Origin of the sequence: Paracoccus haematequi (genome assembly GCF_900631945.1) — a bacterium.
Lineage (GTDB): Bacteria > Pseudomonadota > Alphaproteobacteria > Rhodobacterales > Rhodobacteraceae > Paracoccus > Paracoccus haematequi_A.
The window spans coordinates 1-21,348 of sequence record NZ_UZWE01000062.1 but is presented as its reverse complement, the minus strand read 5'-3'; the positions used below and the strand labels follow the sequence as shown (position 1 = coordinate 21,348).

26 protein-coding genes, 1 tRNA gene and 1 pseudogene are annotated in these 21,348 nt (G+C 66.7%); 11 read left to right on the top strand and 17 right to left on the bottom strand.

Going from position 1 to position 21,348, the window contains the following annotated elements; genetic code table 11:
- Window positions 1–185 precede the first annotated feature (185 nt).
- From rplL to secE, 6 genes are all read right to left on the bottom strand, one after another.
- The gene (gene rplL / locus PARHAE_RS18260) at window positions 186–560 is read right to left on the bottom strand and encodes a 50S ribosomal protein L7/L12 (RefSeq protein ID WP_126155988.1); all 375 of its coding nucleotides are present in this window, start codon (window positions 558–560) and stop codon (window positions 186–188) included.
- Between the two features lie 64 nt (window positions 561–624).
- Window positions 625–1,140 (bottom strand): 50S ribosomal protein L10, encoded by a 516-nt coding sequence (gene rplJ / locus PARHAE_RS18255; protein WP_126155987.1) that lies wholly within the window; start codon window positions 1,138–1,140, stop codon window positions 625–627.
- A 217-nt stretch (window positions 1,141–1,357) separates the two neighbouring features.
- Complete coding sequence (gene rplA, locus PARHAE_RS18250) at window positions 1,358–2,056, bottom strand: 50S ribosomal protein L1 (RefSeq protein WP_126155986.1); 699 nt, start codon at window positions 2,054–2,056, stop codon at window positions 1,358–1,360.
- A 3-nt stretch (window positions 2,057–2,059) separates the two neighbouring features.
- Window positions 2,060–2,512 (bottom strand): 50S ribosomal protein L11, encoded by a 453-nt coding sequence (rplK, locus tag PARHAE_RS18245; protein ID WP_126155985.1) that lies wholly within the window; start codon window positions 2,510–2,512, stop codon window positions 2,060–2,062.
- Between the two features lie 74 nt (window positions 2,513–2,586).
- A complete protein-coding gene (gene nusG, locus PARHAE_RS18240; RefSeq protein WP_126155984.1) occupies window positions 2,587–3,123 on the bottom strand; it encodes a transcription termination/antitermination protein NusG in 537 nt (178 codons plus the stop codon).
- Window positions 3,124–3,294: 171 nt separating this feature from the next.
- Window positions 3,295–3,492, bottom strand: coding sequence for a preprotein translocase subunit SecE (secE, locus tag PARHAE_RS18235; RefSeq protein WP_126155983.1), 198 nt, complete (start codon window positions 3,490–3,492; stop codon window positions 3,295–3,297).
- A gap of 148 nt (window positions 3,493–3,640) precedes the next feature.
- Here secE and PARHAE_RS18230 point away from each other — a divergent pair, with 148 nt between their 5' ends.
- The gene (locus PARHAE_RS18230; RefSeq protein ID WP_241232879.1) at window positions 3,641–4,786 is read left to right on the top strand and encodes an HPP family protein; all 1,146 of its coding nucleotides are present in this window, start codon (window positions 3,641–3,643) and stop codon (window positions 4,784–4,786) included.
- A gap of 12 nt (window positions 4,787–4,798) precedes the next feature.
- On the opposite strand, the gene PARHAE_RS18225 is transcribed toward PARHAE_RS18230, so the two are convergent.
- From PARHAE_RS18225 to PARHAE_RS18215, 3 genes are all read right to left on the bottom strand, one after another.
- Window positions 4,799–4,874 (bottom strand) — tRNA-Trp (locus tag PARHAE_RS18225).
- Window positions 4,875–4,930: 56 nt separating this feature from the next.
- Window positions 4,931–5,311, bottom strand: coding sequence for an acyl-CoA thioesterase (locus tag PARHAE_RS18220; protein ID WP_126155981.1), 381 nt, complete (start codon window positions 5,309–5,311; stop codon window positions 4,931–4,933).
- 64 nt (window positions 5,312–5,375) lie between these two features.
- Window positions 5,376–7,226, bottom strand: a complete 1,851-nt coding sequence (locus tag PARHAE_RS18215; RefSeq protein ID WP_126155980.1) for an ABC transporter ATP-binding protein — start codon at window positions 7,224–7,226, stop codon at window positions 5,376–5,378.
- Between the two features lie 149 nt (window positions 7,227–7,375).
- Here PARHAE_RS18215 and PARHAE_RS18210 point away from each other — a divergent pair, with 149 nt between their 5' ends.
- A complete protein-coding gene (locus tag PARHAE_RS18210; RefSeq protein WP_126155979.1) occupies window positions 7,376–7,879 on the top strand; it encodes a ferritin-like domain-containing protein in 504 nt (167 codons plus the stop codon).
- Window positions 7,880–7,925: 46 nt separating this feature from the next.
- Here PARHAE_RS18210 and PARHAE_RS18205 read toward each other — a convergent pair whose 3' ends face one another.
- The 7 genes from PARHAE_RS18205 to tuf all read right to left on the bottom strand — a co-directional run bounded on the left by PARHAE_RS18205 (window position 7,926) and on the right by tuf (window position 13,076).
- Window positions 7,926–8,339 (bottom strand): GFA family protein, encoded by a 414-nt coding sequence (locus PARHAE_RS18205; protein ID WP_126155978.1) that lies wholly within the window; start codon window positions 8,337–8,339, stop codon window positions 7,926–7,928.
- On the bottom strand, window positions 8,336–8,731 hold the full coding sequence (locus PARHAE_RS18200; protein WP_126155977.1) for a VOC family protein: 396 nt from the start codon (window positions 8,729–8,731) through the stop codon (window positions 8,336–8,338). Before PARHAE_RS18200 ends, PARHAE_RS18205 begins: the two co-directional genes overlap by 4 nt.
- An 80-nt stretch (window positions 8,732–8,811) precedes the next feature.
- A complete protein-coding gene (locus PARHAE_RS18195; protein WP_126155976.1) occupies window positions 8,812–10,386 on the bottom strand; it encodes a GMC family oxidoreductase in 1,575 nt (524 codons plus the stop codon).
- Window positions 10,387–10,400: 14 nt separating this feature from the next.
- The gene (locus PARHAE_RS18190) at window positions 10,401–10,922 is read right to left on the bottom strand and encodes a Twin-arginine translocation pathway signal (RefSeq protein ID WP_126155975.1); all 522 of its coding nucleotides are present in this window, start codon (window positions 10,920–10,922) and stop codon (window positions 10,401–10,403) included.
- 56 nt (window positions 10,923–10,978) lie between these two features.
- Complete coding sequence (locus tag PARHAE_RS18185; RefSeq protein ID WP_126155974.1) at window positions 10,979–11,374, bottom strand: VOC family protein; 396 nt, start codon at window positions 11,372–11,374, stop codon at window positions 10,979–10,981.
- 83 nt (window positions 11,375–11,457) lie between these two features.
- Window positions 11,458–11,748, bottom strand: a complete 291-nt coding sequence (locus tag PARHAE_RS18180) for a ribbon-helix-helix domain-containing protein (RefSeq protein WP_126155973.1) — start codon at window positions 11,746–11,748, stop codon at window positions 11,458–11,460.
- Window positions 11,749–11,900: 152 nt separating this feature from the next.
- Window positions 11,901–13,076 (bottom strand): elongation factor Tu, encoded by a 1,176-nt coding sequence (gene tuf / locus PARHAE_RS18175; RefSeq protein ID WP_126155972.1) that lies wholly within the window; start codon window positions 13,074–13,076, stop codon window positions 11,901–11,903.
- Between the two features lie 223 nt (window positions 13,077–13,299).
- Here tuf and PARHAE_RS18170 point away from each other — a divergent pair, with 223 nt between their 5' ends.
- The 4 genes from PARHAE_RS18170 to PARHAE_RS18155 all read left to right on the top strand — a co-directional run bounded on the left by PARHAE_RS18170 (window position 13,300) and on the right by PARHAE_RS18155 (window position 16,388).
- A complete protein-coding gene (locus PARHAE_RS18170) occupies window positions 13,300–14,232 on the top strand; it encodes a tellurite resistance TerB family protein (protein WP_126155971.1) in 933 nt (310 codons plus the stop codon).
- 150 nt (window positions 14,233–14,382) lie between these two features.
- Entirely contained in the window at window positions 14,383–14,850 is a 468-nt protein-coding gene (locus PARHAE_RS18165) for a c-type cytochrome (protein ID WP_126155970.1), read from the top strand.
- The gene (locus PARHAE_RS18160) at window positions 14,850–15,434 is read left to right on the top strand and encodes a cytochrome b/b6 domain-containing protein (RefSeq protein WP_126155969.1); all 585 of its coding nucleotides are present in this window, start codon (window positions 14,850–14,852) and stop codon (window positions 15,432–15,434) included. Before PARHAE_RS18165 ends, PARHAE_RS18160 begins: the two co-directional genes overlap by 1 nt.
- Window positions 15,435–15,488: 54 nt before the next feature.
- Window positions 15,489–16,388, top strand: coding sequence for an SDR family oxidoreductase (locus PARHAE_RS18155; RefSeq protein ID WP_126155968.1), 900 nt, complete (start codon window positions 15,489–15,491; stop codon window positions 16,386–16,388).
- 248 nt (window positions 16,389–16,636) lie between these two features.
- Here PARHAE_RS18155 and parC read toward each other — a convergent pair whose 3' ends face one another.
- Window positions 16,637–18,889, bottom strand: a complete 2,253-nt coding sequence (parC, locus tag PARHAE_RS18150; RefSeq protein ID WP_126155967.1) for a DNA topoisomerase IV subunit A — start codon at window positions 18,887–18,889, stop codon at window positions 16,637–16,639.
- A 126-nt stretch (window positions 18,890–19,015) separates the two neighbouring features.
- Between parC and PARHAE_RS18145 the strand changes: the two genes are divergently transcribed.
- From PARHAE_RS18145 to PARHAE_RS18125, 5 genes and pseudogenes are all read left to right on the top strand, one after another.
- On the top strand, window positions 19,016–19,513 hold the full coding sequence (locus PARHAE_RS18145; RefSeq protein WP_126155966.1) for an SH3 domain-containing protein: 498 nt from the start codon (window positions 19,016–19,018) through the stop codon (window positions 19,511–19,513).
- The gene (locus PARHAE_RS18140; protein ID WP_241232878.1) at window positions 19,510–20,328 is read left to right on the top strand and encodes an SDR family NAD(P)-dependent oxidoreductase; all 819 of its coding nucleotides are present in this window, start codon (window positions 19,510–19,512) and stop codon (window positions 20,326–20,328) included. Before PARHAE_RS18145 ends, PARHAE_RS18140 begins: the two co-directional genes overlap by 4 nt.
- A 27-nt stretch (window positions 20,329–20,355) precedes the next feature.
- On the top strand, window positions 20,356–20,556 hold the full coding sequence (locus PARHAE_RS18135; protein ID WP_126155964.1) for a twin transmembrane helix small protein: 201 nt from the start codon (window positions 20,356–20,358) through the stop codon (window positions 20,554–20,556).
- Window positions 20,556–21,128, top strand: coding sequence for a cob(I)yrinic acid a,c-diamide adenosyltransferase (locus PARHAE_RS18130; protein ID WP_126155963.1), 573 nt, complete (start codon window positions 20,556–20,558; stop codon window positions 21,126–21,128). Before PARHAE_RS18135 ends, PARHAE_RS18130 begins: the two co-directional genes overlap by 1 nt.
- Before the next feature lie 124 nt (window positions 21,129–21,252).
- Window positions 21,253–21,348 (top strand): annotated as a pseudogene (locus PARHAE_RS18125) (electron transfer flavoprotein subunit beta/FixA family protein); the annotation flags it as partial.

The window sequence follows — 21,348 nt, the reverse complement described above, 5'->3', positions numbered from 1 at the left end:
CCCAGGACACGGGCCTACGAATGCAGGGGGTAAAGGTTCCATTCGTGCCGTGCGTCCCACCGCCCGGCTCCCGAACCTCGAACATGCCCTGAAGGATTGTCTGATCCAGACCGCCCTTCAAGACAGGTTCGGCAGGGACCGGGAAAACCCGGACCCTGCCCTGTTCACACCAGCCAGAAGGCCGATTACTTCAGCTCGACCTTGGCGCCAGCCGCTTCGAGCTTCTTCTTCATGTCTTCGGCGTCGGCTTTCGAGGCGCCTTCCTTGACCTTGCCGCCGGCTTCGACCAGATCCTTGGCTTCTTTCAGGCCCAGGCCGGTGATGCCGCGCACTTCCTTGATCACGTTGATCTTGTTGGCGCCGGCTTCGACCAGAACCACGTCGAATTCGGTCTTTTCCTCGGCGGCTTCAGCCGGGCCAGCGGCCGGGCCGGCCATCATGACGGCGCCACCGGCGGCCGGCTCGATGCCGTATTCGTCTTTCAGGATGGTTTTCAGTTCCTGAGCTTGCAGCAGCGTCAGGCCCACGATTTGTTCGGCGAGTTGTTTCAGATCAGCCATTTTTCCGTTCTCTCAGTTAATGTTCCAACGTCGGGTTTTCAACCACACGCGGGGATCGGGTTGCTTACGCAGCCTCACGTTCCTCAAGGGTCGTAAGGATGCTCGCGATGTTGCTTGCAGGCGCGCCAATGGCACCGGCGATGTTGCTGGCAGGCGCACCGAGGCAGGACACGATCTGAGCGATCAGCTCTTCACGCGACGGCATCGAGGCGACGGCTTTCACACCGGCCGGATCCAGGGCCGAATCACCCATTGCACCGCCCAGGATCACGAAACGATCGTTGTCCTTGGCGTATTTGTCGGCGATCCGGGCCGCAGCGGTCGGATCTTCCGAATAGGTGATCACGGTCATGCCCGTCAGGTAGTCGGCGATGCTTGCGCAAGGCTTACCTTCCAGGGCGATCTTGGCGAGCTTGTTCTTGGCGACGCGAACCGAACCGCCGGCTTCGCGCATGCGCGAGCGGAGGTCCTGCATATGTGCAACCGTCATCCCCTCGTAGTGGGCAACCACCACGACGCCAGAGCTTTCAAAGATCTGGCCGAGTTCTTCGACCACCTGTTCTTTTTGTGCTCTATCCACGGTTTCACTCCAAGTTGGGGGTTTCCCCCCGGCTCTCACTTTTCCCGCCCCGAAGGGCAGGTCGGGTCCGCTAGGGCAAGATCACCCGAAGGTTTCCTTCGGAAAAATGCTTCCCCATCTCAGGAAGGACATTAAGCCGGTTTCCCGGCACCCTCCGTCTCGGACAGGACGGGGCGGCTTTCGCCCCGCCATTCCCCGCCCGGAGGCGGGGAAATTCTCAGTTGGCGGTCGCCGAGGCAACGTCCACGGACACGCCCGGCCCCATGGTCGAGCTGATCGAGACCTTCTTCATGTAGGTCCCTTTCGCGCCCGAGGGCTTGGCCCGGCTGACCGCGTCCACGAAGGCGCGCAGGTTCTGGGCCAGCTTGTCGGCGTCGAAGGACACCTTGCCGATCCCGGCATGGACCACGCCCGCCTTTTCGGCCTTGAACTGGACCTCGCCGCCCTTGGCGGCTTCCACGGCGGATTTCACGTCCATCGTCACCGTGCCGACCTTGGGGTTCGGCATCAGGTTGCGCGGACCCAGGATCTTGCCCAGGCGGCCGACCAGCGGCATCATGTCCGGCGTCGCGATGCAGCGGTCGAACTCGATCTTGCCGGACTGGATCGTCTCCATCAGGTCTTCGGCGCCGACGATATCCGCGCCGGCGGCCTTGGCCTCGTCAGCCTTGGGACCGCGGGCGAAGACGGCGACGCGAACGTCCTTGCCGGTGCCAGCGGGCAGCGTCACGACGCCGCGGACCATCTGGTCGGCATGGCGCGGATCGACGCCCAGGTTCAGCGCGATCTCGACGGTTTCGTCGAACTTGGCCGAGGCGGCGCCTTTCACCAGGGTGATCGCGTCTTCGACGGTCAGGTTGGCCTTGCCTTCGAACTGGGCGCGGGCGGCGGCTTTTTTCTTGGAAATCTTCGCCATGGCTTAGCCTTTCACCTCGATACCGATCGACCGGGCGGAACCCAGGATGATCTTCATCGCCTGTTCGACATCATTGGCCGACAGATCCTTCATCTTGGCTTCGGCGATCTCGCGCACCTGCTTGACGGTCACGGTCCCGGCGACGGCGCGGCCGGGCTTGTCCGAACCCTTGGCGCGGTTGCGCTTGCCGACCGGCTTCAGACCGGCGGCCTTCTTCAGCAGGAACGAGGCGGGGGCGGTCTTCGTTTCGAAGCTGAACGACTTGTCCGCGTAATAGGTGATCACGACCGGAACCGGGGAACCCTGCTCCATCTCCTGCGTCTTGGCGTTGAATTCCTTGCAGAAGGCCATGATGTTGATCCCGCGCTGACCCAGGGCCGGGCCGACGGGGGGCGACGGGTTGGCTTGGCCCGCCTTGATTTGCAGCTTGAGGCTGCCGACAACTTTCTTGGCCATAGGGCCTTCTCCTTTATCATCACGCCCCGGAAGGGGCCGACTTAGCGGTGCGGCTCAATGCCTCCCGCGCGCGATCACGAGGCCTTGGAGACCTGCGTGAATTCCAGCTCGACCGGCGTGGGCCGGCCGAAGATCGAGACCGTGACCTTGAGGCGGGACGAAATCTCGTCCACTTCCTCGACCATGCCGGAAAAGCCGTCGAACGGTCCGTCGGTCACATTGACCTTTTCCCCGATCTCGAAGCGGATCAGGTTGCGCGGCGCGGCCTTTTCGCCCTCGCCGCTGCGGTTCAGCATCGCGTTCACTTCGTCGTCGCGCATCGGCATCGGCTTGCCCTGCGCGCCCAGGAAGCCGGTGACGCGGTTGATCGAGTTCACCAGATGATAGGTGCGGTCCGACATGTCCATGTGGACCAGCACATAGCCCGGCATGAAGCGGCGCTCGGACGTGACCTTCTTGCCGCGCCTGATCTCGATCACTTCCTCGGTCGGGACCAGCACCTCGTCGATCTGATCTTCCAGACCCTTTTCGGCGACGGCCTGCCGGATCGCCTCGGCGACCTTCTTTTCGAAGTTCGACAGGACGCTGACCGAATACCAACGCTTTGCCATGTTTCGACCAATCCCTGTTCGTCAAAAGGGAATCACCCGGCACGCCGCGCAACCCCTTGAATTTTCGCGTATCCGTCAAAATTGAAATCGGCGCGCAACCGCATTCGATGCACGCCGTTTGCCGGACAGTCGGGGGCAGATACCCCCGCAGGCCCGGAAATGCAAGCCCGATCAGTTGGCGATCAGCCGCAGCCCTTCGGTGATGCCGAAGCGGATGGCCAGGTCCACCAGCGAAAAGAACACGCTGAACAGCGCCGCCAGGATCAGCACCATGATGGTCGTCGTGATCACCTCGCGCCGCGTGGGCCACGAGATCTTGGCGGCCTCGGCGCGGACCTGGTTGATGAACTGGACGGGATTGGTGGCCACTGACAGGCTCCTTGACAGATGCAGAGGGGCATGTAGCGGGATGCGTCCGCCGTTTCAAGCCCGCAAAGGTCGCAGCATCGGCACGGGCATCTTGCAGCCGCCGCGCCTTCTTCCTAGGGATCGTGGCGCCAGAAAGAAGGGGCCAGTCTTGCGGATCCTTGTTGACCGGACGGGCCATTCCCGTCTTCGCGCGCTTGGGCCGTCCCTGGCCGCCGTGCCCGCCGCCGAGGCCGTGCGGGCGGGGATCGGCGCGCTGATCGGACTGGCGGCGGCGGCAGGACTGGCACTACTCGCCTCGCCCGAGTTGTGGCTGGGCGTGTATCTGATCGCGCCCTTCGGGGCGACCTCGGTGCTGATCTTCGCGGCGCCGAACAGCCCGCTGGCCCAGCCCTGGCCCGCGGTCCTGGGCAATACCCTGTCGGCCTTCGTCGCGCTGCTGGTCTGCCGCCTGGTCGCCGATCCGATGGCCGCCGTGCCGCTGTCAGTGGGCGCGGCGATCATCGCCATGGCGCTGTGCCGGGCCACCCATCCGCCCGGCGGGGCGGTGGCGATGACGGTGGCCATCGGCGCCGACAAGATCGCGCCCCTGGGCCTGGGCTTCGCGCTGATGCCGGTGGCGGCGGGCACGGTGCTGCTGGTGGTGATCGCCACGGCCTATGCCCATGCGACCGGGCGGCGCTATCCCTTCCGCCAGTTCGGAGAGGTCAATCCCAGCGGCACCACCGACCCCGCCCCGCCCGAGCGCCTGGGCCTGTCCGAGGACGAACTGGCCGCGATCCTGGTCCGCTACAATCAGGCGCTGAACCTGGGCGTCGAGGATCTGGCCCGCCTGATCGCCGCGGCCGAGATGCAGGCCGCATCGCACCGCACCAAGGCCCAGGTGGCGGGCGACATCATGTCCCGCGACCTGGTGACGGTCGCGCCCGACACGTCGATGCTGGACATCGCGGCGCTGTTTTCGCGCCACGGCTTCACCTCGCTGCCGGTGGCAGAGCCGGACGGGCGCTATCTGGGGGTGATCTTCCAGCTGCACCTGATCGCCCGCGCCCATGCCCGGTTCCGCCCCGACGGGCGGCTGTCGCGCGCGGGCCACGACCTGCGCGCCGCCGATGTGATGGGCGAACGCCTGCCCACCGCGACGCCCGACACGCCGATCGCCGCGCTGCTGCCGAAGCTGGCGTCCAGCGACACGGACGCGGTGCCGGTGCTGGACGGCGACCGGATCGTCGGCATCGTCACGCGCACCGACCTGATCGCGGCACTGGCGCGCGAGAGCCTGCGGCGGGACGACTGATGTCTGGGGACCTGGCAGGGGTTGGGGGACTCGAACCCACGACCCTCGGTTTTGGAGACCGATGCTCTACCAACTGAGCTAAACCCCTGCGGTGCGCGTGTGATAGGGTTTGCGGACAAGGCCGTCAAGCCGGGAAACGCCGGATCAGCCCCGGACCGGCCGCGCCGCGCCCGCCTCGTCCAGGGCCACGAAGGTGAACACCGCCTCGGTCACCTGTTCGCTGTCGTCGCGGTGGCGTTCGCGGCGCCAGGCCTCGACGTTGATGCGCATCGAGGTGCGGCCGACATGGACCACCTCGGCATAAAGCGACACCTCGTCGCCGACCTTGACGGGGCGGTGGAACTTCATCCCCTCGACCGCGATGGTGGCGCTGCGGCCCCGCGCGATCAGGGCGGCGACCGATCCTGCGGCAAGGTCCATCTGGCTCATCAGCCAGCCGCCGAAAATGTCGCCCGCCGGGTTGGTGTCGGCGGGCATGGCGATGGTGCGGATCGTCGGATTGCCGGGAGGCTGGGTCTGGCTCATGGCGGGTTCCTGCGGCTGGACCGGCGTATCAGCGCACAGGAGCGGTCGCCGTGCAAGCCGGCCGTCACGCGTCGGCGTCGACCAGGAAACCGCCCGACTGCCGCGCCCACAGCCGCGCATACAGCCCGCCTTGAGCCAGCAGGTCGGCATGGCTGCCCTGTTCGATGATCCGGCCCGCGTCCATGACGATCAGCCGGTCCATGGCAGCGATGGTGGACAGGCGATGCGCGATGGCGATCACCGTCTTGCCCGCCATCAGCGCGTCCAGCCGCGACTGAATCGCGGCCTCGGCCTCGCTGTCCAGGGCGCTTGTCGCCTCGTCCAGGATCAGGATCGGAGCGTCCTTCAGCGCCACGCGGGCGATGGCGATGCGCTGGCGCTGCCCGCCCGACAGCTTGACGCCGCGTTCGCCGACATGGGCGTCCAGGCCCCGGCGGCCATGGCTGTCCGACAGCAGCGGCACGAAATCCTGCGCCTCGGCCATGCGCTGGGCCTGGGCGATGTCGGCCTCGGTCGCGTCGGGGCGGCCATAGGCGATGTTGTCGCGCACCGACCGATGCAGAAGCGAGCTGTCCTGCGTCACCACCCCGATGGCCGCGCGCAGGCTGTCCTGCGTGACCTTGGACACGTCCTGCCCGTCGATGGTGATGCGGCCCCGTTCGATGTCGTGGAAGCGCAGCAGCAGGTTGATCAGCGTCGATTTCCCGGCCCCCGACCGGCCCACCAGGCCGACGCGCTCGCCCGGTGCGACATGCAGCGTCAGGTCGTCCAGCACCGCCATCGGCCGAGCGCCTTCCACGCCGCGATAGCGGAAGGTGACATTGTCGAAGCGCACCGCCCCCGGACCCCGGACCAGCGGCCTGGCGTCGGGCGCATCCTTCACCTCTCTCGGCAGCGCCAGGCTGGAGATGCCGTCGCGCACCGTGCCGATATTCTCGAACAGCGCGGCGAATTCCCACATGATCCAATGGGCCATGTTGTTCAGCCGCATGGCCAGCGGCACCGCGACCGCGACGGCGCCGACCTCGATCAGGCCATTCGTCCACAGCCACAGCCCGACCCCCGCCACGGATCCCACCAGGGCCACGTTGATCGTGTTCAGCGCGATGTCCTGGATGCTGGACAGCCGCATCTGCGCGTAGACGGTGCGCAGGAACGCGTCCATCCCGTCGCGCATCCACGCCTCTTCCCGCGAGGAATGAGAGAACAGCTTCACGGTGGCGATATTGGTATAGCTGTCCACGACCCGGCCCGTCATGCCCGCCCGTGCGTCGGCCTGCGCCTCGGCCACCCGGCCCAGGCGCGGCACGATCTGCCACAGCATGATCCCGTAGGCCGCCACCCAAGCCAGGAAGGGCAGCGCCAGCCGCCAGTCCTGGCTGGCCGCCAGGAACAGCGCGCCCAGGAAATAGATGATCACATAGCTGCCGACATCCATCGCCTTCATCGCGACCTCGCGCACCGCAAGCGCGGTCTGCATCAGCCGCTGGGCGATCCGGCCCGCGAACTCGTCCTGGAAATAGCCGACCGACTGCCGCATCAGATACCGATGCGCACGCCAGCGGATCCGCTGCGGGAAATTGCCCATCAGCCCCTGATACAGCACCAGCGACCCCAGCAGGTTCAGCGCCGGCAGCACGATCAGCAGGACCGCCGCCATGAAGCCCAGCCGCCCGCCATGCTGCGCCCAGAATTGGTCGCGCGGGGTCTGCGACAACTGGTCGATCAACTCGCCCAGCCAGCCGAACAGCGCGACCTCGACGATGGCGATCAGCGACGAGGTGACGGCCACGATCGCCAGCCACGGCAGCGCGCCCTGGCTGTAATACAGGACGAACCGGACCAGCGACCGGGGCGGCATGTCCGGGATTTCGGTCGGATAGGGATCTATGCGTCGCTCGAACCACGCAAACATGGCGTCACCGGACTGTCGTGAACGGAATGGGGCAAGGGTGCGCTTGCTGGACCGTTCCGCAGCCGCTGTCAAGCGGCGCCCACCGGAACGATGCGACAGGCCGCACGTTGCACCGGATGAAACGGCCTGCCACCCGAAAGGACATCCCCATGGCGATCAAGAACCTGAACGACCTTTACCTTCACCAACTGAAGGATCTGTATTCCGCCTGCAAACAATCCATGGCGGTCGTCACCGAAATGGGCCGCGTCGCCAAGTCGCGCGAATTGTCCGAGGCGCTGATCGCCGGCAACCAGGGCATCGCGCGCGGGATGGAGGTGCTGGCCAGCATCTGCAACCGGCACGACACCGACCCGACCGGCGAACATTGCCGGGGCATGGAGGGCCTGGTGAACGAGGCCCGCAAGCACGCCATCGAAACCGATTTCGGCGACGAGGATACCCAGGACGCTGCGATCATCACCCAGTACCAGCGGCTGACCCATTACGCCATCGCCGGCTATGGCTGCGTGCGCACCTTCGCAAACCGGCTGGGCCATAACGACGACGGCGCCGAGCTTCAGGAATGCTTGGACAACACGCGGAACGGTGACGAGCACATGACCCGCATCGCCGAGGGCGGGGTGAACCAGGCCGCCGTGGACGGCCAGTAAGAACCGACGCGCCGCGGCCCCTGCCGGCAGGGCCGCGGCGCAGGCGTCACAGATGACGCGTCTCGACGGCCGGGTTTCCCCAATCGTCATGCGCTCCGTCGGCGTGAAAGACCGGCGCGGCGACCAAGTCCGCCTGGGGCACGTCGTCCAGGGCCGGGACGAAAACCGCCGTGAAGCGCCCGCCCATCTCTGCGATGGTCCCCCGAGTCCATAACCGCGTTCCGCAGCGGCGACAGAAGACGTGGTGCATGTCGATTCCGTCATCCTCGGCCCTAGGGGTTTCCGCCAGCATTTCGGCCCCGCACAGAATCCGCAGGCCGTCCGCCTGCGGCAGCCGCAGTTCCCAATACCGCATCTTGCGGCAGAACCGGCAATTGCAGCGCATCGTGCCATCCGCCAGATCGCCATCGGCCTCGAAGGCGACGGCGGCGCAGAAGCAGCTTCCGCGATAGGTCTTCACGACGCCTCCTCCCGGTGGCAGACGGCCTCGACATTGTTGCCGTCGGGATCGATCACGAAGGCGCCGTAGTAGTTCGGGTGATACTCCGGCCGCAGGCCCGGCGCGCCGTTGTCGCGCCCGCCTGCCGCCAGCGCCGCGTGGTGGAAGGCATCGACCAGGGCGCGGCGGTCGGCCGCGAAGGCGACATGCAGCCCGGTCACGGGCACGCCCGCGCTGCCGATCCAGAACTCCGGCTTGCCGTCGCGGCCATAGCCCAGATGCGCGCCCCGGCCGCCGGTCATCTTCTCGGTCACTTCCATCAGCAGTCGATACCCCAGGGGCGCCAGGGCCTGGTCATAGAAGGCCTTGGCGCGGGGCAGGTCGGCAACGGTCAGTCCGATATGGTCGATCATGGCGGTCTCCTTATTCCGATGCGCCGTTATGGCACCGGCGTGCTGACAGATGATGTCAGCACAGCCAGGAGACCGCAGGATCAGACGTTGCCCGCCGCCATCTCCTTCGCGATATGGTCGGCCTGCCGGATCGCCAAGGCGACGATGGTCAGCGTCGGGTTTTCCGCCGCGCCGGTGGTGAACTGGCTGCCGTCCGAGACGAACAGGTTCGAGACCTCATGCGCGCGGCCGTTGCGGTTCACGACGCCGTCCTCGGGCTTTTCCGACATGCGGTTGGTGCCCAGGTTGTGGGTCGAGGGATAGGGCGGCGTCGGCAGGATCCGGGTGGCGCCCACCGCCTTGTAGATCGCCTGACCCTGCTGATAGGCATGGTTGCGCATCGCGATGTCGTTCGGATGGTCGCTGAAATTCACGTTCGCGACCTTCAGGCCGAACTTGTCCTCGGTGTCGGACAGGGTGACGCGGTTGTCGGCCTGGGGCATGTCCTCGCCCACGATCCACATCCCCGCCATGTTCTCATAGCTGTCGAGCGCGGTGGTGAATTCCCGCCCCCAGGCACCGGGATCCAGGAAGGCCGCCATGAAGGGCAGGCCCAGAGACAGGGTTTCCAGTTCATACCCGCCGACGAAGCCGCGCGACGGATCGTGCCGGGCCTCGTCGCGGATGATCCCGGCCATGGTCGTGCCGCGCCACATCTTCACCGGATGTTCGAAGGTCGCATAGACCGACCCGGTGGTATGGCGCATATAGTTGCGCCCGACCTGGCCCGAGCCGTTGGCCAACCCGTTCGGGAACATGCTGCTGTGCGAATTCAGCAGCAGGCGCGGCGATTCGAAGCTGTTCCCGGCCACCGCGACGATGCGGGCCTTTTGCAGTTGAAGGTTGCCGTCCTTGTCGAAATATTCGACCCCCGTCACCTTGCCGCTGTCGTCATGCAGGATCCGGGCGGCATGGGCATGGTCGCGCACCTCCAGGTTGCCCGTCGCCTCTCCGTTCGGGATGTCGGTATAGGCGGTCGACCATTTCGCGCCCCATTTGCAGCCTTGGAAGCAGAAGCCCGTCTGCTGGCAGGCCATGCGCCCGTCATAATCGGCGCTGTTGATCGCCATGTTGCCGGTATGGACATCCTTGTAGCCGATGGCATGGGCGCCCTTTTCGAACACCTTGTAGTTGTTGTTGCCCGGCAGGCGGGCGCGGCCGCCGGTGCCGGTCACGCCCAGCTTGGCCTCGGCCTTGTCGTACCAGGGCGCCATCTCGGCGGTGTCCAGCGGCCAGTCCAGCAGGTTCGCGCCCTGAACCTCGCCATAGGTGCTGCGCGCCTTCCATTCGTGATCCTGGAACCGCAGCGAGGCGCCTGCCCAATGAATGCTGGTGCCGCCCACCGCCTTGACGATCCAGGCGGGAAGGCCGGAAAAGTCCTTGGCCACCCGCCAGTCGCCGCTGGTCGTGCGCGGATCGGTCCAGGCCAGCTGGCCGAAGCTTTCCCATTCGTCGTTGATGTAATCCTCGGGCAGATAGCGCCCGCCCGCTTCCAGCGCGACGACCTTGACGCCCTTCTGCGCCAGTTCGTTGGCCAGCACCCCGCCGCCCGAGCCGGTGCCCACGATGACGACCACGCTGTCGTCGGTCAGTTCGAATTTGGCTGCCTTTGCCATGGTCCCTGCCCCCCTCACAACCAGTCGATGTCGTCGAAGCCGCGGTCGATATAGCCGCCCTTCGAGAAGGACTCGCCCTCATAGCCGAAGATCGGCCAGACGTCCTTCTGGTTATAAAGCCCCGTCACCAGCCCGCCCCGCACGGTCTGGAAGAAGGGCGTCTCCTCGATGCTGCGCAGGATCGCCACACGCTCGTCCTCCCAGCCGGCGGCCAGGTAGGTGTCGAAGCCCGCCTGCCGGGCGGCGGCATCCAGGGCCGCGATGCCTTCGGTCACCAGTTGCTTCTGTTCCGCCGTGTCATAGGACTTGACCGCCACCGCATAGAAGCGGTCGCCGACCCGGTCATGCGGATAGATGTCGCGGGCCATTTGCAACAGCGTCGCCATCTCATGCTCGCCGATGGCCGTGACCTCGACGGCCCAGGCGGCGTCCGGCGCGGCGATGAAGCCCGGCCCGGCGACCGCCAGCGCCCCAGCCGCCACGGCGCGCGACAGAAGCGCACGCCGGGTCAAGCCCTGCTTGTTCAAACGGGTCATGTTTCCTCCTCCCTTGGTCTCGCGCGCCTGGGGTCTCCCCTCCCCGGCGGCGCGCGCTATTTGTAGCGGCCGCCCCGCTGGATCACCTCGATCTGGTATCCGTCGGGATCGGCGATGAAGAAGAACCGCGCGATCACCTCGCCGCCGGGCGCGAAGTCCACCAGCTTGCGCGGCGCGAAGCCCTCGGATTCCAGCCGGGCGTGCAGCGCGTCCAGGTCATCGACGGTAAAGGCGACATGGCCATAGCCGTCGCCCAGGTCGTAAGGCTGGGCCCGGCCCTTGTTGACGGTCAGCTCCAGCTCGGTCTCGCTTTCGCCGTTGGCCAGATAGATCAGGGTGAATTCCGGGAAATCCAGCCGCTCGGCGACCTTCAGCCCGAAGCAGCGGTCGTAGAATTCGACCGAACGCGCCTCGTCCAGAACGCGGATCATCGAGTGGACGTATTTCGCCATGCCAAGCCTCCGTAGCCTTTTCTTCTCCTCAGGCTAGGGAATCGCGGAACGGGGCGGGTAGTAACGGATTACTACAGGCGTTTTTATTCGGCGGCGATGGCCTGGGGCAGGTGCTGGTCCTCGCCCAGGTGGATCGTGCAGGCGCAACGCAGCAACGAGGTGAAGTTGCGCGCCTCGCCATGCAGTTCCAGAACCTCGGCGTGCAGCTTGGAAATGAAGGCGGGCGTCGTCACCCCCTGCCGGGCGGCGATGTCGTCCAGGATGCGCCAGAAGGCCCGTTCCAGCCGGATCGAGGTCGATTGCCCGTTCAGCCGCAGACGGCGGGTCACGGTTTCATAGCGGTCGGGATCCTGGCCCGCGAAGATCTGGCACATCAGCTTGATCCGGCAACTTCGGTGATGCCCATTCTTGCGCTGGATGGTCGTGTGGGTCAACGCGCTTGCTGCGCGCCCCTCCAGAAGGACCAATCGAAAAAGGCCGCCTCCTTATGGGAGACGGCCCTTTTGGGTGTGGTGTTTGGGTCAGATCACTTGATGATCTTCGAGACCACGCCGGCGCCGACGGTGCGGCCGCCTTCGCGGATCGCGAAGCGCAGCTTTTCCTCCATCGCGATCGGCGCGATCAGCTCGACCTCGAACTTCAGGTTGTCGCCCGGCATCACCATCTCGGTGCCCTCGGGCAGCTTCACCGTCCCGGTCACGTCCGTCGTGCGGAAGTAGAACTGCGGGCGGTAGTTCGCGAAGAACGGCGTGTGGCGGCCGCCCTCCTCCTTGGTCAGGATATAGGCCTCGGCCTCGAAGGTCGTGTGCGGGTTCACCGATTTCGGCTTGCACAGCACCTGGCCGCGCTCGACCCCGTCGCGGTCGATGCCGCGCAGCAGGACGCCCACGTTGTCGCCGGCCTCGCCGCGATCCAGCAGCTTGCGGAACATCTCGACGCCGGTGCAGGTGGTCTTCTTGGTGTCGCGGATGCCCACGATCTCAAGCTCGTCGCCCACGTTCACCGCGCCGCGCTCGATCCGGCCGGTCACCACCGTGCCGCGCCCCGAGATCGAGAACACGTCCTCGATCGGCATCAGGAAGGGCTGGTCCACGGCGCGCTCGGGCGTCGGGATGTATTTGTCGACCGCCGCGATCAGCGCGCGGATCGAATCCTCGCCGATCGCCTGGTCGCGGCCTTCCAGAGCGGCCAGCGCCGAGCCCTTGATGATCGGAATGTCGTCGCCCGGATAGTCGTAGGAGGACAGAAGCTCGCGCACCTCCATCTCGACCAGCTCCAGCAGCTCCTCGTCATCCACCTGGTCGACCTTGTTGAGGTAGACGACCATGTAGGGGATGCCCACCTGGCGGCCCAGCAGGATGTGCTCGCGCGTTTGCGGCATCGGGCCGTCGGCGGCGTTCACCACCAGGATCGCGCCGTCCATCTGCGCCGCGCCGGTGATCATGTTCTTCACGTAGTCCGCGTGGCCGGGGCAGTCCACGTGGGCGTAGTGGCGGTTTTCCGATTCGTATTCCACATGCGCGGTCGAGATCGTGATCCCCCGAGCCCGCTCCTCGGGCGCGCCGTCGATCTGGTCATAGGCGCGGAATTCGCCGAAATACTTCGTGATCGCAGCCGTCAGCGTCGTCTTGCCGTGGTCAACGTGACCAATCGTGCCAATGTTGACGTGCGGTTTCGTCCGTTCAAACTTTGCCTTTGCCATGATGGCCTCCTGATCGCGGGGCATGGCATGAGACGGCCCCGAATTGACGTGCGCCGCGATGTATAAGCCTGCCTGGGAAAAATCAAGGGCGCCCGCGCGCCATCGGGCGGCTGTCCCCGCGCCCGATCCTGTTGCCCGGCGGAACCATTCCGGGCACAGTTCGGTTCAGGGCAAACCGGGGCGCGCCTGTGTGTCTGTCGCCCCGCCAGAGAGGATGTATTCGATGAGCCTGATGAAAACCCTGGGTCGTGTGGCGGCCGGTGTCATTCTTGCCAAGGGCATTGGCGCGGCCATGCAGCATCGCGGGACGGGCCAGTCGGGCGGGCGGGTCACCCAGAACCGGACCGGCCAGGGGGGCCTGCTGGGCGACCTGTTCGGGAACAACACCACGCCCGGCGCGGGCGGCAGTCTGAACGACATGCTGGGCCAGGTTCTGGGCGGCGGCCGGGCGGGCAGCGGATCGCGCTATGGCGGGCCGAATTCGCGCGGCGCCCAGGGCGGGCTTGGCGGGCTTCTGGACAACCTGACCACCAAGGCCCGCAGCGGCGGCGCGGGCGGCAGCGGCGGCCTGGGCGATCTGCTGGGGCAGTTGAGCGGCGGTTCCAAGACGCGCAGCGCGGGCGCGGGTGGCAGCCTGGGCGATCTGCTGGGCGGGCTTCTGGGCGGCGCGGCGGCGGGCGGCGTGGCCGGGGGCCTGGCGCGCAAGGATTCGCAGCCCACCAACGACGCAAGCTTCGGCGAGTTGTTCAACGACGCCATCGTCAACAAGGGCGAACCCGAGGTGGCCCCCACCCCGGAACAGAACGCCGTCGCGGGCCTGATGCTGCGCGCGATGATCCAGGCCGCGAAATCGGACGGCACCATCGACGATGCGGAAAAGCAGCGCCTTCTGGGCAAGCTGGGCGACGACCTGGACGACGAGGAACGCCAGTTCATCCGCGACCAGATGGCCGCCCCCGTCGATCCGGAAGCTTTGGCGCAAGAGGTGCCCAAAGGGCTCGAATCCCAAGTCTATCTGATGTCGCTGATGGCCATCGACCTGGATCACGAGGACGAGGCCCGTTATCTGGACCGGCTGGCCCGCGCGATGAACCTGGACCGCCCTTCGGTCAACCAGATCCATGACGAAGTCGGCGTGACCCGCCTTTACAACTGATCCCCGTCGATCCCTGCCCGGCGGCCCCTGCGGGGGCCGCTTTCGCAAATCCGTGATCGCCTTGCAGGCCGGTTGATCCAAGCCCTTGGCTCTGCCATGGTTTTCCCGACAGTTCCGTCTTTACAGCCAGTCCTTTTCAGGAGCCAGCCCATGCCCCCCGTCAAAGCGATCGCCGTTGCCGTTGCCTTGTCCTTGCCGACCCTTGCCGTCGCGCAATCCGCCGAGGAAGCCGCCGAAAGCGCCATCGAGGCGCGGCATGGCTTCATGACGATGCTGGGCATCAACATGGGCCAGCTGGCCGGCATGGCCAAGGGCGAGATTGCCTATGACGAGGCCCTGGCCAGCCGCGCGGCCGCCAATATCGTCGCCCTGACCCAGTACGACGCGCCCACGCTGTTCATCGAGGGAACCTCGTCGGCAGACACGGACGCCTCCGAGGCCCTGCCCGCGATCTGGGAAAACCCCGACGATTTCCGCGCCAAGTTCGCCGCCATGTCCGAGGCCGCGGCAGGCAGCCCGGATGCCGTCAAGGGCGGCCAGGGCAATCTTGGCCCTGTGCTGCAAAAGCTGGGCGGCACCTGCAAGGCCTGTCACGACGACTATCGCAAGGCCGACTGATGCCGGGCGACGGGGCGCGGCGCGAACGGGTCTGGGATCCGGCGCTGCGCGCGTTCCACTGGGCCTTGGCCGTGCTGGTGATCGTCAACTGGCTGCTGGGCAAGATGGGCCCCTCGGACATGACGCTGCATTTCTGGCTGGGCTATGGGGTCGTCGCCCTGCTGGCCTTCCGGCTGATCTGGGGCTTCGTCGGCCCGCCGCCCGCCCGCTTCACGCGCTTCATCCGGGGGCCGCGTGCCGTGCTGGCCTATGTCCGTGACATGGTCCGGCCCCGGCCCAGCCACTGGCCCGGCCACAGCCCGGTGGGCGCCCTGGCGGTGGTTGCCATGCTGGCGGTGCTGATCATGCAGGTCACGACGGGGCTGTTCGCCGACCCCGACGACTATATCAATGTCGGCCCGCTGGCCTCTCAGGTCAGTTCGGCGACCTCTCGGGCGGCGCTGCGGTGGCATCACCGGGGCGCCGACCTGATCCTGATCCTGGTCCTGCTGCACTGGGCGGTGATCGTCTTCTACCGCCTGTGGAAGCGCGAGGATCTGGTGCGCCCGATGATCGACGGCTGGAAATGGGTGCGGCGGCGGTAAGCGGAACCCTTGGTGCCACCGCTTGTTGGACAAGGCAAACCGAAAGGAACGCCCATGTCCACCGACCAACCCTTCCGCAGCGGCGCCATCAGCGACCCCCGCCTGCCGAAACCCGACTTCCCGAAACAGGAACAGCCCTTCCCCGGCCTGGCCTGCCGCATGGACCCGCTGCCCGACCATGGCGAGACCAGCTATCGCGGCACCGGGCGGCTGTCGGGCAAGCGCGCGCTGATCACCGGCGGCGACAGCGGCATCGGTGCGGCCGCCGCCATCGCCTATGCCCGTGAGGGGGCGGATGTCGCGATCAACTATCTGCCGCAGGAACAGGAGGACGCCGACAAGGTGATCGCCCTGATCCGGGCCGAGGGCCGCGCGGCCGCCGCCATTCCCGGCGACCTGCGCGAGGAGGATTTCTGCAAATCCCTGGTCGCCCAGGCCGTCGAGGCCCTGGGCGGGCTGGACATCCTGGTCAACAACGCGGGCCGTCAGCAGTTCTGCGAAAGGCTGGAGGATCTGACGACCGAGGATTTCGACGCGACGATGAAGACCAACGTCTATGCGCCCTTCTGGGTCACGCGCGCGGCGCTGCCGCATCTGAAGCCCGGCGCGTCGATCATCATCACCTCGTCGGTGCAGGCTTTCTCGGCGTCCGAACTGCTGTTCGATTATGCACAGTCCAAAGCCGCCAACGTGGCCTTCGCGCAGTCGCTGGCCAAGCAGCTTGCGCCGCGCGGCATCCGCGTGAACGCTGTCTGCCCCGGCCCGTTCTGGACCGCCTTGCAGGTCTCGGGCGGGCAGCCGACGCAAAAGGCGGCGGAGCACGGCAAGAAGCAGCCGCTGGGACGCCCCGGCCAGCCGGTCGAGCTGGCGCCGATCTATGTGCTGCTGGCCTCGGACGAGGCGAGCTATATCACCGGCGAATATTTCGGATCGGTGGGCGGTTCGGGGTTGTAGGCGAGGGAAAGGATTCTTGCCTCCGGCGGGGATATTTTAACGAAGCTGAAAGGAATTCGAATCCATCCTGAAGGCACGGTACAGGCGGGGACGCCGATGACCGTCGAAGGTGAAAGCCCGCTGTCCGCCACATCATGCGGGCGCGGCAGCGGGCCGCACTTCGTCCCCAATATCTTGGGGCTTCCGCCGCTTGCGGCGGACGGGGCGAAGCCCCCAAGGAAAAACTGTCCGAGGGCGCAGGCCCTTGGTCAGTTGAACTTGTTGTCGCGCGGAAAGCCGCGCGGGGCCATGCTGCCTGCGCTGGCGCGCTTGCCCAGCCAGGCGGTCAGGTCGGGTTCGGTCCGGGTGCGCCCGCCGCTTTCCTGCCAGCGAAGCCCATCGGCCAGGGTCAGGAAAGCCGCGTCGGATAACGTGTCGTCCGCGACCAGCCCGCCGCCGCTGCGGTATTTCTGCAAGCGCACGCCCTTGCCGCGCGACATTTCCGGCAGTTCGGACAGCGGAAAGACCAGCATCTTGCGGTTGGTGCCGACCACGGCCAGGTGATCGCCGCCGACCGGGCGGCACAGCAGGGCGTCGCCGTTCAGCACCTGCTTGCCCGTCTTGGTCTGCGCCAGGATGTCGCCCGCCGCGACGATGAAGCCGTCGCCCGCCTTCGAGGCCACCAGATATCTTTCACCCTCGCGCCAGGGGAACAGGGCGATCACCTCGGCCTCGTTCGGCAGGTCGATCATCAGGCGCAGCGGTTCGCCCATGCCGCGCCCGCCGGGCAGGCTGTTGGCGGGCAGGGTGTAGAAGCGCCCGTTGCTGGCAAAGATCATCAGCTTGTCGGTCGTCTCGGCATGGATCGCCAGGCCGGGGCCGTCGCCGTCCTTGAACTTGACCTCGGCATCCAGCGGCTGATGGCCCTTCATGGCCCGGATCCAGCCCATCTTCGACAGGATCACCGTCAGCGGCTCTCGCTCGATCATCGCATCCATGTCCAGGGGGGCGATGTCCTGCGCCTCGGCGATCAGGGTGCGCCGCTGGCCTTCGGGCCGGGACTTGCCGAACAGGTTGCGGACCTCTTTCAACTGGTCGGAGACGCGCGCCCATTGCGCGCGTTCGTCGGCCAGCATCGCCTGCAAGGCCTGCCGTTCGTCCTGCAAGGCGTCGCGTTCGGCGCGCAGCTCGATCTCTTCCAGCTTGCGCAGGGCGCGCAGGCGCATGTTCAGGATCGCCTCGACCTGGACCTCGGTCAGGGCGAATTCGGCCATCAACACCGCCTTCGGATCGTCCTCGTGGCGGATGATATCGATCACCCGGTCCAGGTTCAGATAGGCGATCAGATAGCCTTCCAGAACCTCCAGCCGGGCGGCGATCTTGTCCAGCCGGAAGGTGGCGCGGCGGACCAGCACATCGCGGCGGTGGTCCAGGAAGGCGCGCAGAACCTCCTTGAGGCTGCACACCTTGGGCACGCGGCCGTCGATCAGCACGTTCATGTTCATGCTGAAGCGAAGCTCCAGGTCGCTGACGCGGAACAGCGCGGCCATCAGCTGTTCGGGATCGACCGTCCGCGCCCGAGGTTCCAGGACAATGCGGATATCCTCGGCGGATTCGTCGCGGACATCGGCCAGGATCGGGATCTTGCGGGTCTGGATCAGTTCGGCCAGACGCTCGATCAGGCGGGACTTCTGGACCTGATAGGGAATTTCGGTCACGACGATCTGCCACAGGCCCCGGCCCAGATCCTCGACCGCCCACCGCGCGCGGACCCGGAACGCGCCGCGCCCGGTGCGATAGATCTCGGCGATGGTCTCGCGGTTTTCGACGATCACCCCGCCGGTCGGGAAGTCCGGCCCTTGCAGGATGCCCGCCAGCGTGTCGTCGCGCGCATCCGGCGTCTTGATCAGATGCAGGCAGGCGTCGATCACCTCATGCAGGTTATGGGGGGGAATGTTCGTGGCCATTCCCACGGCGATCCCCGACGCCCCGTTCGCCAGCAGGTTCGGGAAGGCGGCAGGCAGGACCACGGGTTCCTGCAAGGTTCCGTCATAGTTCGGGCGGAAATCCACCGCGTCCTCGGCCAGGCCGTCCATCAGGCTTTCGGATGTCGCGGCCAGCCGCGCCTCGGTGTATCGGGCCGCGGCCGGGTTGTCGCCGTCGATATTGCCGAAGTTGCCCTGCCCGTCCACCAGCGGATAGCGCATGGCGAAATCCTGGGCCAGCCGCGCCATCGCGTCATAGATCGCGGCATCCCCGTGGGGGTGATAGTTGCCCATCACATCGCCGGTGATCTTGGCCGACTTGCGGAACGCACCGTTGGGCGACAGGCGCAACTCGCGCATCGCATAGAGGATCCGGCGATGCACCGGCTTCAGCCCGTCGCGCGCGTCGGGCAGCGCCCGGTGCATGATCGTCGACAGGGCATAGGTCAGATACCGTTCGCCGATGGCGCGGCTCAGCGGTTCGGTCTGGGTGTTGTCTTCGGGATCGGCGGGGGGTTCGGGGGGCAGGCTGGACATGGCGCATCAGATAGGGCGCGGCGCGCGCGCGGTCCAGCGGGAATCCGTTGGAACGGGCGCGCGACGGTTGGCGTTGCGAAACATCATAGGTTAACAAGGTTCGCAAGAAACCGGCGGGGGCAAGGCATGATCAGACTGGGCGCGCTGCTGCTGGCGACTTTGGCGGGCCTGTTTCTGATCCTGTCGGTCTGGGGCGAGGGCAATCCCCGCGCCGACCGCCGCCCCGTTCCTGTGCCCCAACCTGCGGCTCGGGACGCGGGCACCGAACGTCCTGCCGCGACCGAACCCCAGCCCGTTCCCCCCGCCGTGGTGCAGGCGGAATCGCAGACGCCAGAACGCATCCAGCGTTTTCCCGGACCGGCGCTGCGGCCGTCGCCCGAACATGCCGGGGAAACGCCGGAACCCGCGCCGATGGCTGTGGACGGGCCGGTTCTCTATGTCACCGGCGACCGGGTGAATGTCCGCGCCGGGCCGTCGACCGCCGACCGGGTCGTCGCCGCGCTTGGACGGGGCGTGGCGGTGCAGGCGCTTGGCCCGCAGGACGCCGAATGGGTCAATATCCGCGACGCAGAGGGCCGCACCGGCTATGTCGCGGGCCGCTTCCTGTCGGCGTCGGCGCCTTGACGGGACGTGTGCTGATCACCGGATGCTCATCCGGCATCGGGCTGGACGCCGCGCGGCGGATGCAGTCGCTGGGCTGGCAGGTCGTCGCCACCTGCCGCAAGGACGAGGACATCGCCGCTCGCCGGGCCGAGGGGATGGAGTGTCACCGCCTGGACCTGTCCGACGAAGCCAGCGTGGCGCGGCTGGCCGACCGGGTTCTGTCGGGCGGCCCGCTGGACGCGCTGGTGAACAACGCCGCCTTCGCCCTGCCCGGCGCGGTCGAGGACATGCCGCGCGGCGCCCTGCGCGCGATCTTCGAGACGAACCTGTTCGGCACCCACGACCTGACCGTCCGCCTGATCCCGCATTTCCGCCGCAACGGCGGGCGGATCGTCAACATCAGCTCGGTCCTGGGGCTGATCGGCATCCGCTGGCGCGGCCCCTATGTCGCGACGAAATTCGCGCTGGAAGGCCTGACCGACGTGCTGCGGCTGGAAATGGCGGGCACGCCCGTCAAGGTGATCCTGATCGAACCCGGCCCCATCGCCAGCCGCATCCGCGTGAATGCCATCCCGCATTTCGAACGCTGGGTGAACTGGCAGGACAGCGCGCGGGCCGACGAATACCGCGCCAGCCTGCTCAAGCGGCTCTACGAACCCTCGGGCAAGGACCGCTTCGAACTGCCCCCCTCGGCCGTCAGCGACCGGATCGTCCACGCGCTGACGGCGGCCCGGCCGCGCCCGCGTTATTACGTCACGACGCCCACCTGGCTGTCCGGCACGGCACGCAGGCTTTTGCCCACGCGCGCACTGGACTGGGTCGCGCGCCAGGGCTAGGGTCCAGTCCAACGAAAGGCGCTCGCGATGGCTCATGACCCGCTGTTCTATGTGATCGCATTGGCGATGCTGGCCGTGCTGGGAATCCTGGCCACCGGCATCGGCGGCTTCGCCAGGGGCGGCGAGTGGAACCGCAAGCACGGCAACCGGATGATGCGATGGCGGATCATCGCGCAGGCCGTGGCGGTCGTGCTGATCATGCTGTTCGTCTGGCTTGGGGGGAAATGATGGTCGTTCTGAACAGGATCTATACCCGCACCGGCGACAAGGGCGACACCGCCCTGTCCGACGGCAGCCGCGTCGCCAAGCACGACCCCAGGGTCGAGGCTTATGGCACCGTCGACGAATTGAACGCGACGCTGGGCCTCTGCCGCCTGCACGCGACGGGCGATCTGGCCGCGTGGCTGGGGGTGATCCAGAACGACCTGTTCGATCTGGGCGCGGATCTGGCGCGGCCGAACATGGCCGCCGACGACCAGGCAGGCTATCCAGTGCTGCGCATCATCGACGCCCAGGTGACCCGCCTGGAAACCCAGATCGACGCCATGAACACCCATCTGGATCCGCTGCGCAGCTTCATCCTGCCGGGCGGTTCGGTGCTGTCGGCGCATCTGCACCTGTCGCGCACCGTCGCCCGCCGGGCCGAGCGGTGCGCGACCCAGCTTGCCGCCGGGGGCGACGCGAACGGGGCGGCGATCCGTTACCTGAACCGCCTGTCCGACTGGCTGTTCGTCGCGGCGCGCACGGCCAACAATGGCGGAACCGACGATATCCTCTGGGTTCCGGGGGCCAGCCGCTAGACGCCAGCCCGATCGCGCGCCGATGCTGGCGCAAACGCAGCGTCGGGGGACGCTTTTATATTGTAAAGCGCGCCGATCCGTCGGTAACACTGCCCCGACAGTCAGAGACAAGGGAGCGTAGCCCATGAAGATTCTGGTGCCCGTGAAGCGGGTTATTGACTACAACGTGAAGGCTCGGGTTCGAGCTGACGGGTCTGGGGTTGACTTGGCGAATGTGAAG

What these genes read in the sequence shown, in the direction of transcription:
- rplL (WP_126155988.1), bottom strand. Translation starts at nt 560, where the DNA reads ATGGCTGATCTGAAACAACTCGCCGAACAAATCGTGGGCCTGACGCTG.
- rplA (WP_126155986.1), bottom strand. Translation starts at nt 2,056, where the DNA reads ATGGCGAAGATTTCCAAGAAAAAAGCCGCCGCCCGCGCCCAGTTCGAA.
- rplK (WP_126155985.1), bottom strand. Translation starts at nt 2,512, where the DNA reads ATGGCCAAGAAAGTTGTCGGCAGCCTCAAGCTGCAAATCAAGGCGGGC.
- nusG (WP_126155984.1), bottom strand. Translation starts at nt 3,123, where the DNA reads ATGGCAAAGCGTTGGTATTCGGTCAGCGTCCTGTCGAACTTCGAAAAG.
- PARHAE_RS18220 (WP_126155981.1), bottom strand. Translation starts at nt 5,311, where the DNA reads ATGAGCCAGACCCAGCCTCCCGGCAATCCGACGATCCGCACCATCGCC.
- PARHAE_RS18215 (WP_126155980.1), bottom strand. Translation starts at nt 7,226, where the DNA reads ATGTTTGCGTGGTTCGAGCGACGCATAGATCCCTATCCGACCGAAATC.
- PARHAE_RS18210 (WP_126155979.1), top strand. Translation starts at nt 7,376, where the DNA reads ATGGCGATCAAGAACCTGAACGACCTTTACCTTCACCAACTGAAGGAT.
- PARHAE_RS18200 (WP_126155977.1), bottom strand. Translation starts at nt 8,731, where the DNA reads ATGATCGACCATATCGGACTGACCGTTGCCGACCTGCCCCGCGCCAAG.
- PARHAE_RS18195 (WP_126155976.1), bottom strand. Translation starts at nt 10,386, where the DNA reads ATGGCAAAGGCAGCCAAATTCGAACTGACCGACGACAGCGTGGTCGTC.
- PARHAE_RS18190 (WP_126155975.1), bottom strand. Translation starts at nt 10,922, where the DNA reads ATGACCCGTTTGAACAAGCAGGGCTTGACCCGGCGTGCGCTTCTGTCG.
- PARHAE_RS18185 (WP_126155974.1), bottom strand. Translation starts at nt 11,374, where the DNA reads ATGGCGAAATACGTCCACTCGATGATCCGCGTTCTGGACGAGGCGCGT.
- PARHAE_RS18180 (WP_126155973.1), bottom strand. Translation starts at nt 11,748, where the DNA reads ATGTGCCAGATCTTCGCGGGCCAGGATCCCGACCGCTATGAAACCGTG.
- tuf (WP_126155972.1), bottom strand. Translation starts at nt 13,076, where the DNA reads ATGGCAAAGGCAAAGTTTGAACGGACGAAACCGCACGTCAACATTGGC.
- PARHAE_RS18170 (WP_126155971.1), top strand. Translation starts at nt 13,300, where the DNA reads ATGAGCCTGATGAAAACCCTGGGTCGTGTGGCGGCCGGTGTCATTCTT.
- PARHAE_RS18165 (WP_126155970.1), top strand. Translation starts at nt 14,383, where the DNA reads ATGCCCCCCGTCAAAGCGATCGCCGTTGCCGTTGCCTTGTCCTTGCCG.
- PARHAE_RS18160 (WP_126155969.1), top strand. Translation starts at nt 14,850, where the DNA reads ATGCCGGGCGACGGGGCGCGGCGCGAACGGGTCTGGGATCCGGCGCTG.
- PARHAE_RS18155 (WP_126155968.1), top strand. Translation starts at nt 15,489, where the DNA reads ATGTCCACCGACCAACCCTTCCGCAGCGGCGCCATCAGCGACCCCCGC.
- parC (WP_126155967.1), bottom strand. Translation starts at nt 18,889, where the DNA reads ATGTCCAGCCTGCCCCCCGAACCCCCCGCCGATCCCGAAGACAACACC.
- PARHAE_RS18145 (WP_126155966.1), top strand. Translation starts at nt 19,016, where the DNA reads ATGATCAGACTGGGCGCGCTGCTGCTGGCGACTTTGGCGGGCCTGTTT.
- PARHAE_RS18135 (WP_126155964.1), top strand. Translation starts at nt 20,356, where the DNA reads ATGGCTCATGACCCGCTGTTCTATGTGATCGCATTGGCGATGCTGGCC.
- PARHAE_RS18130 (WP_126155963.1), top strand. Translation starts at nt 20,556, where the DNA reads ATGGTCGTTCTGAACAGGATCTATACCCGCACCGGCGACAAGGGCGAC.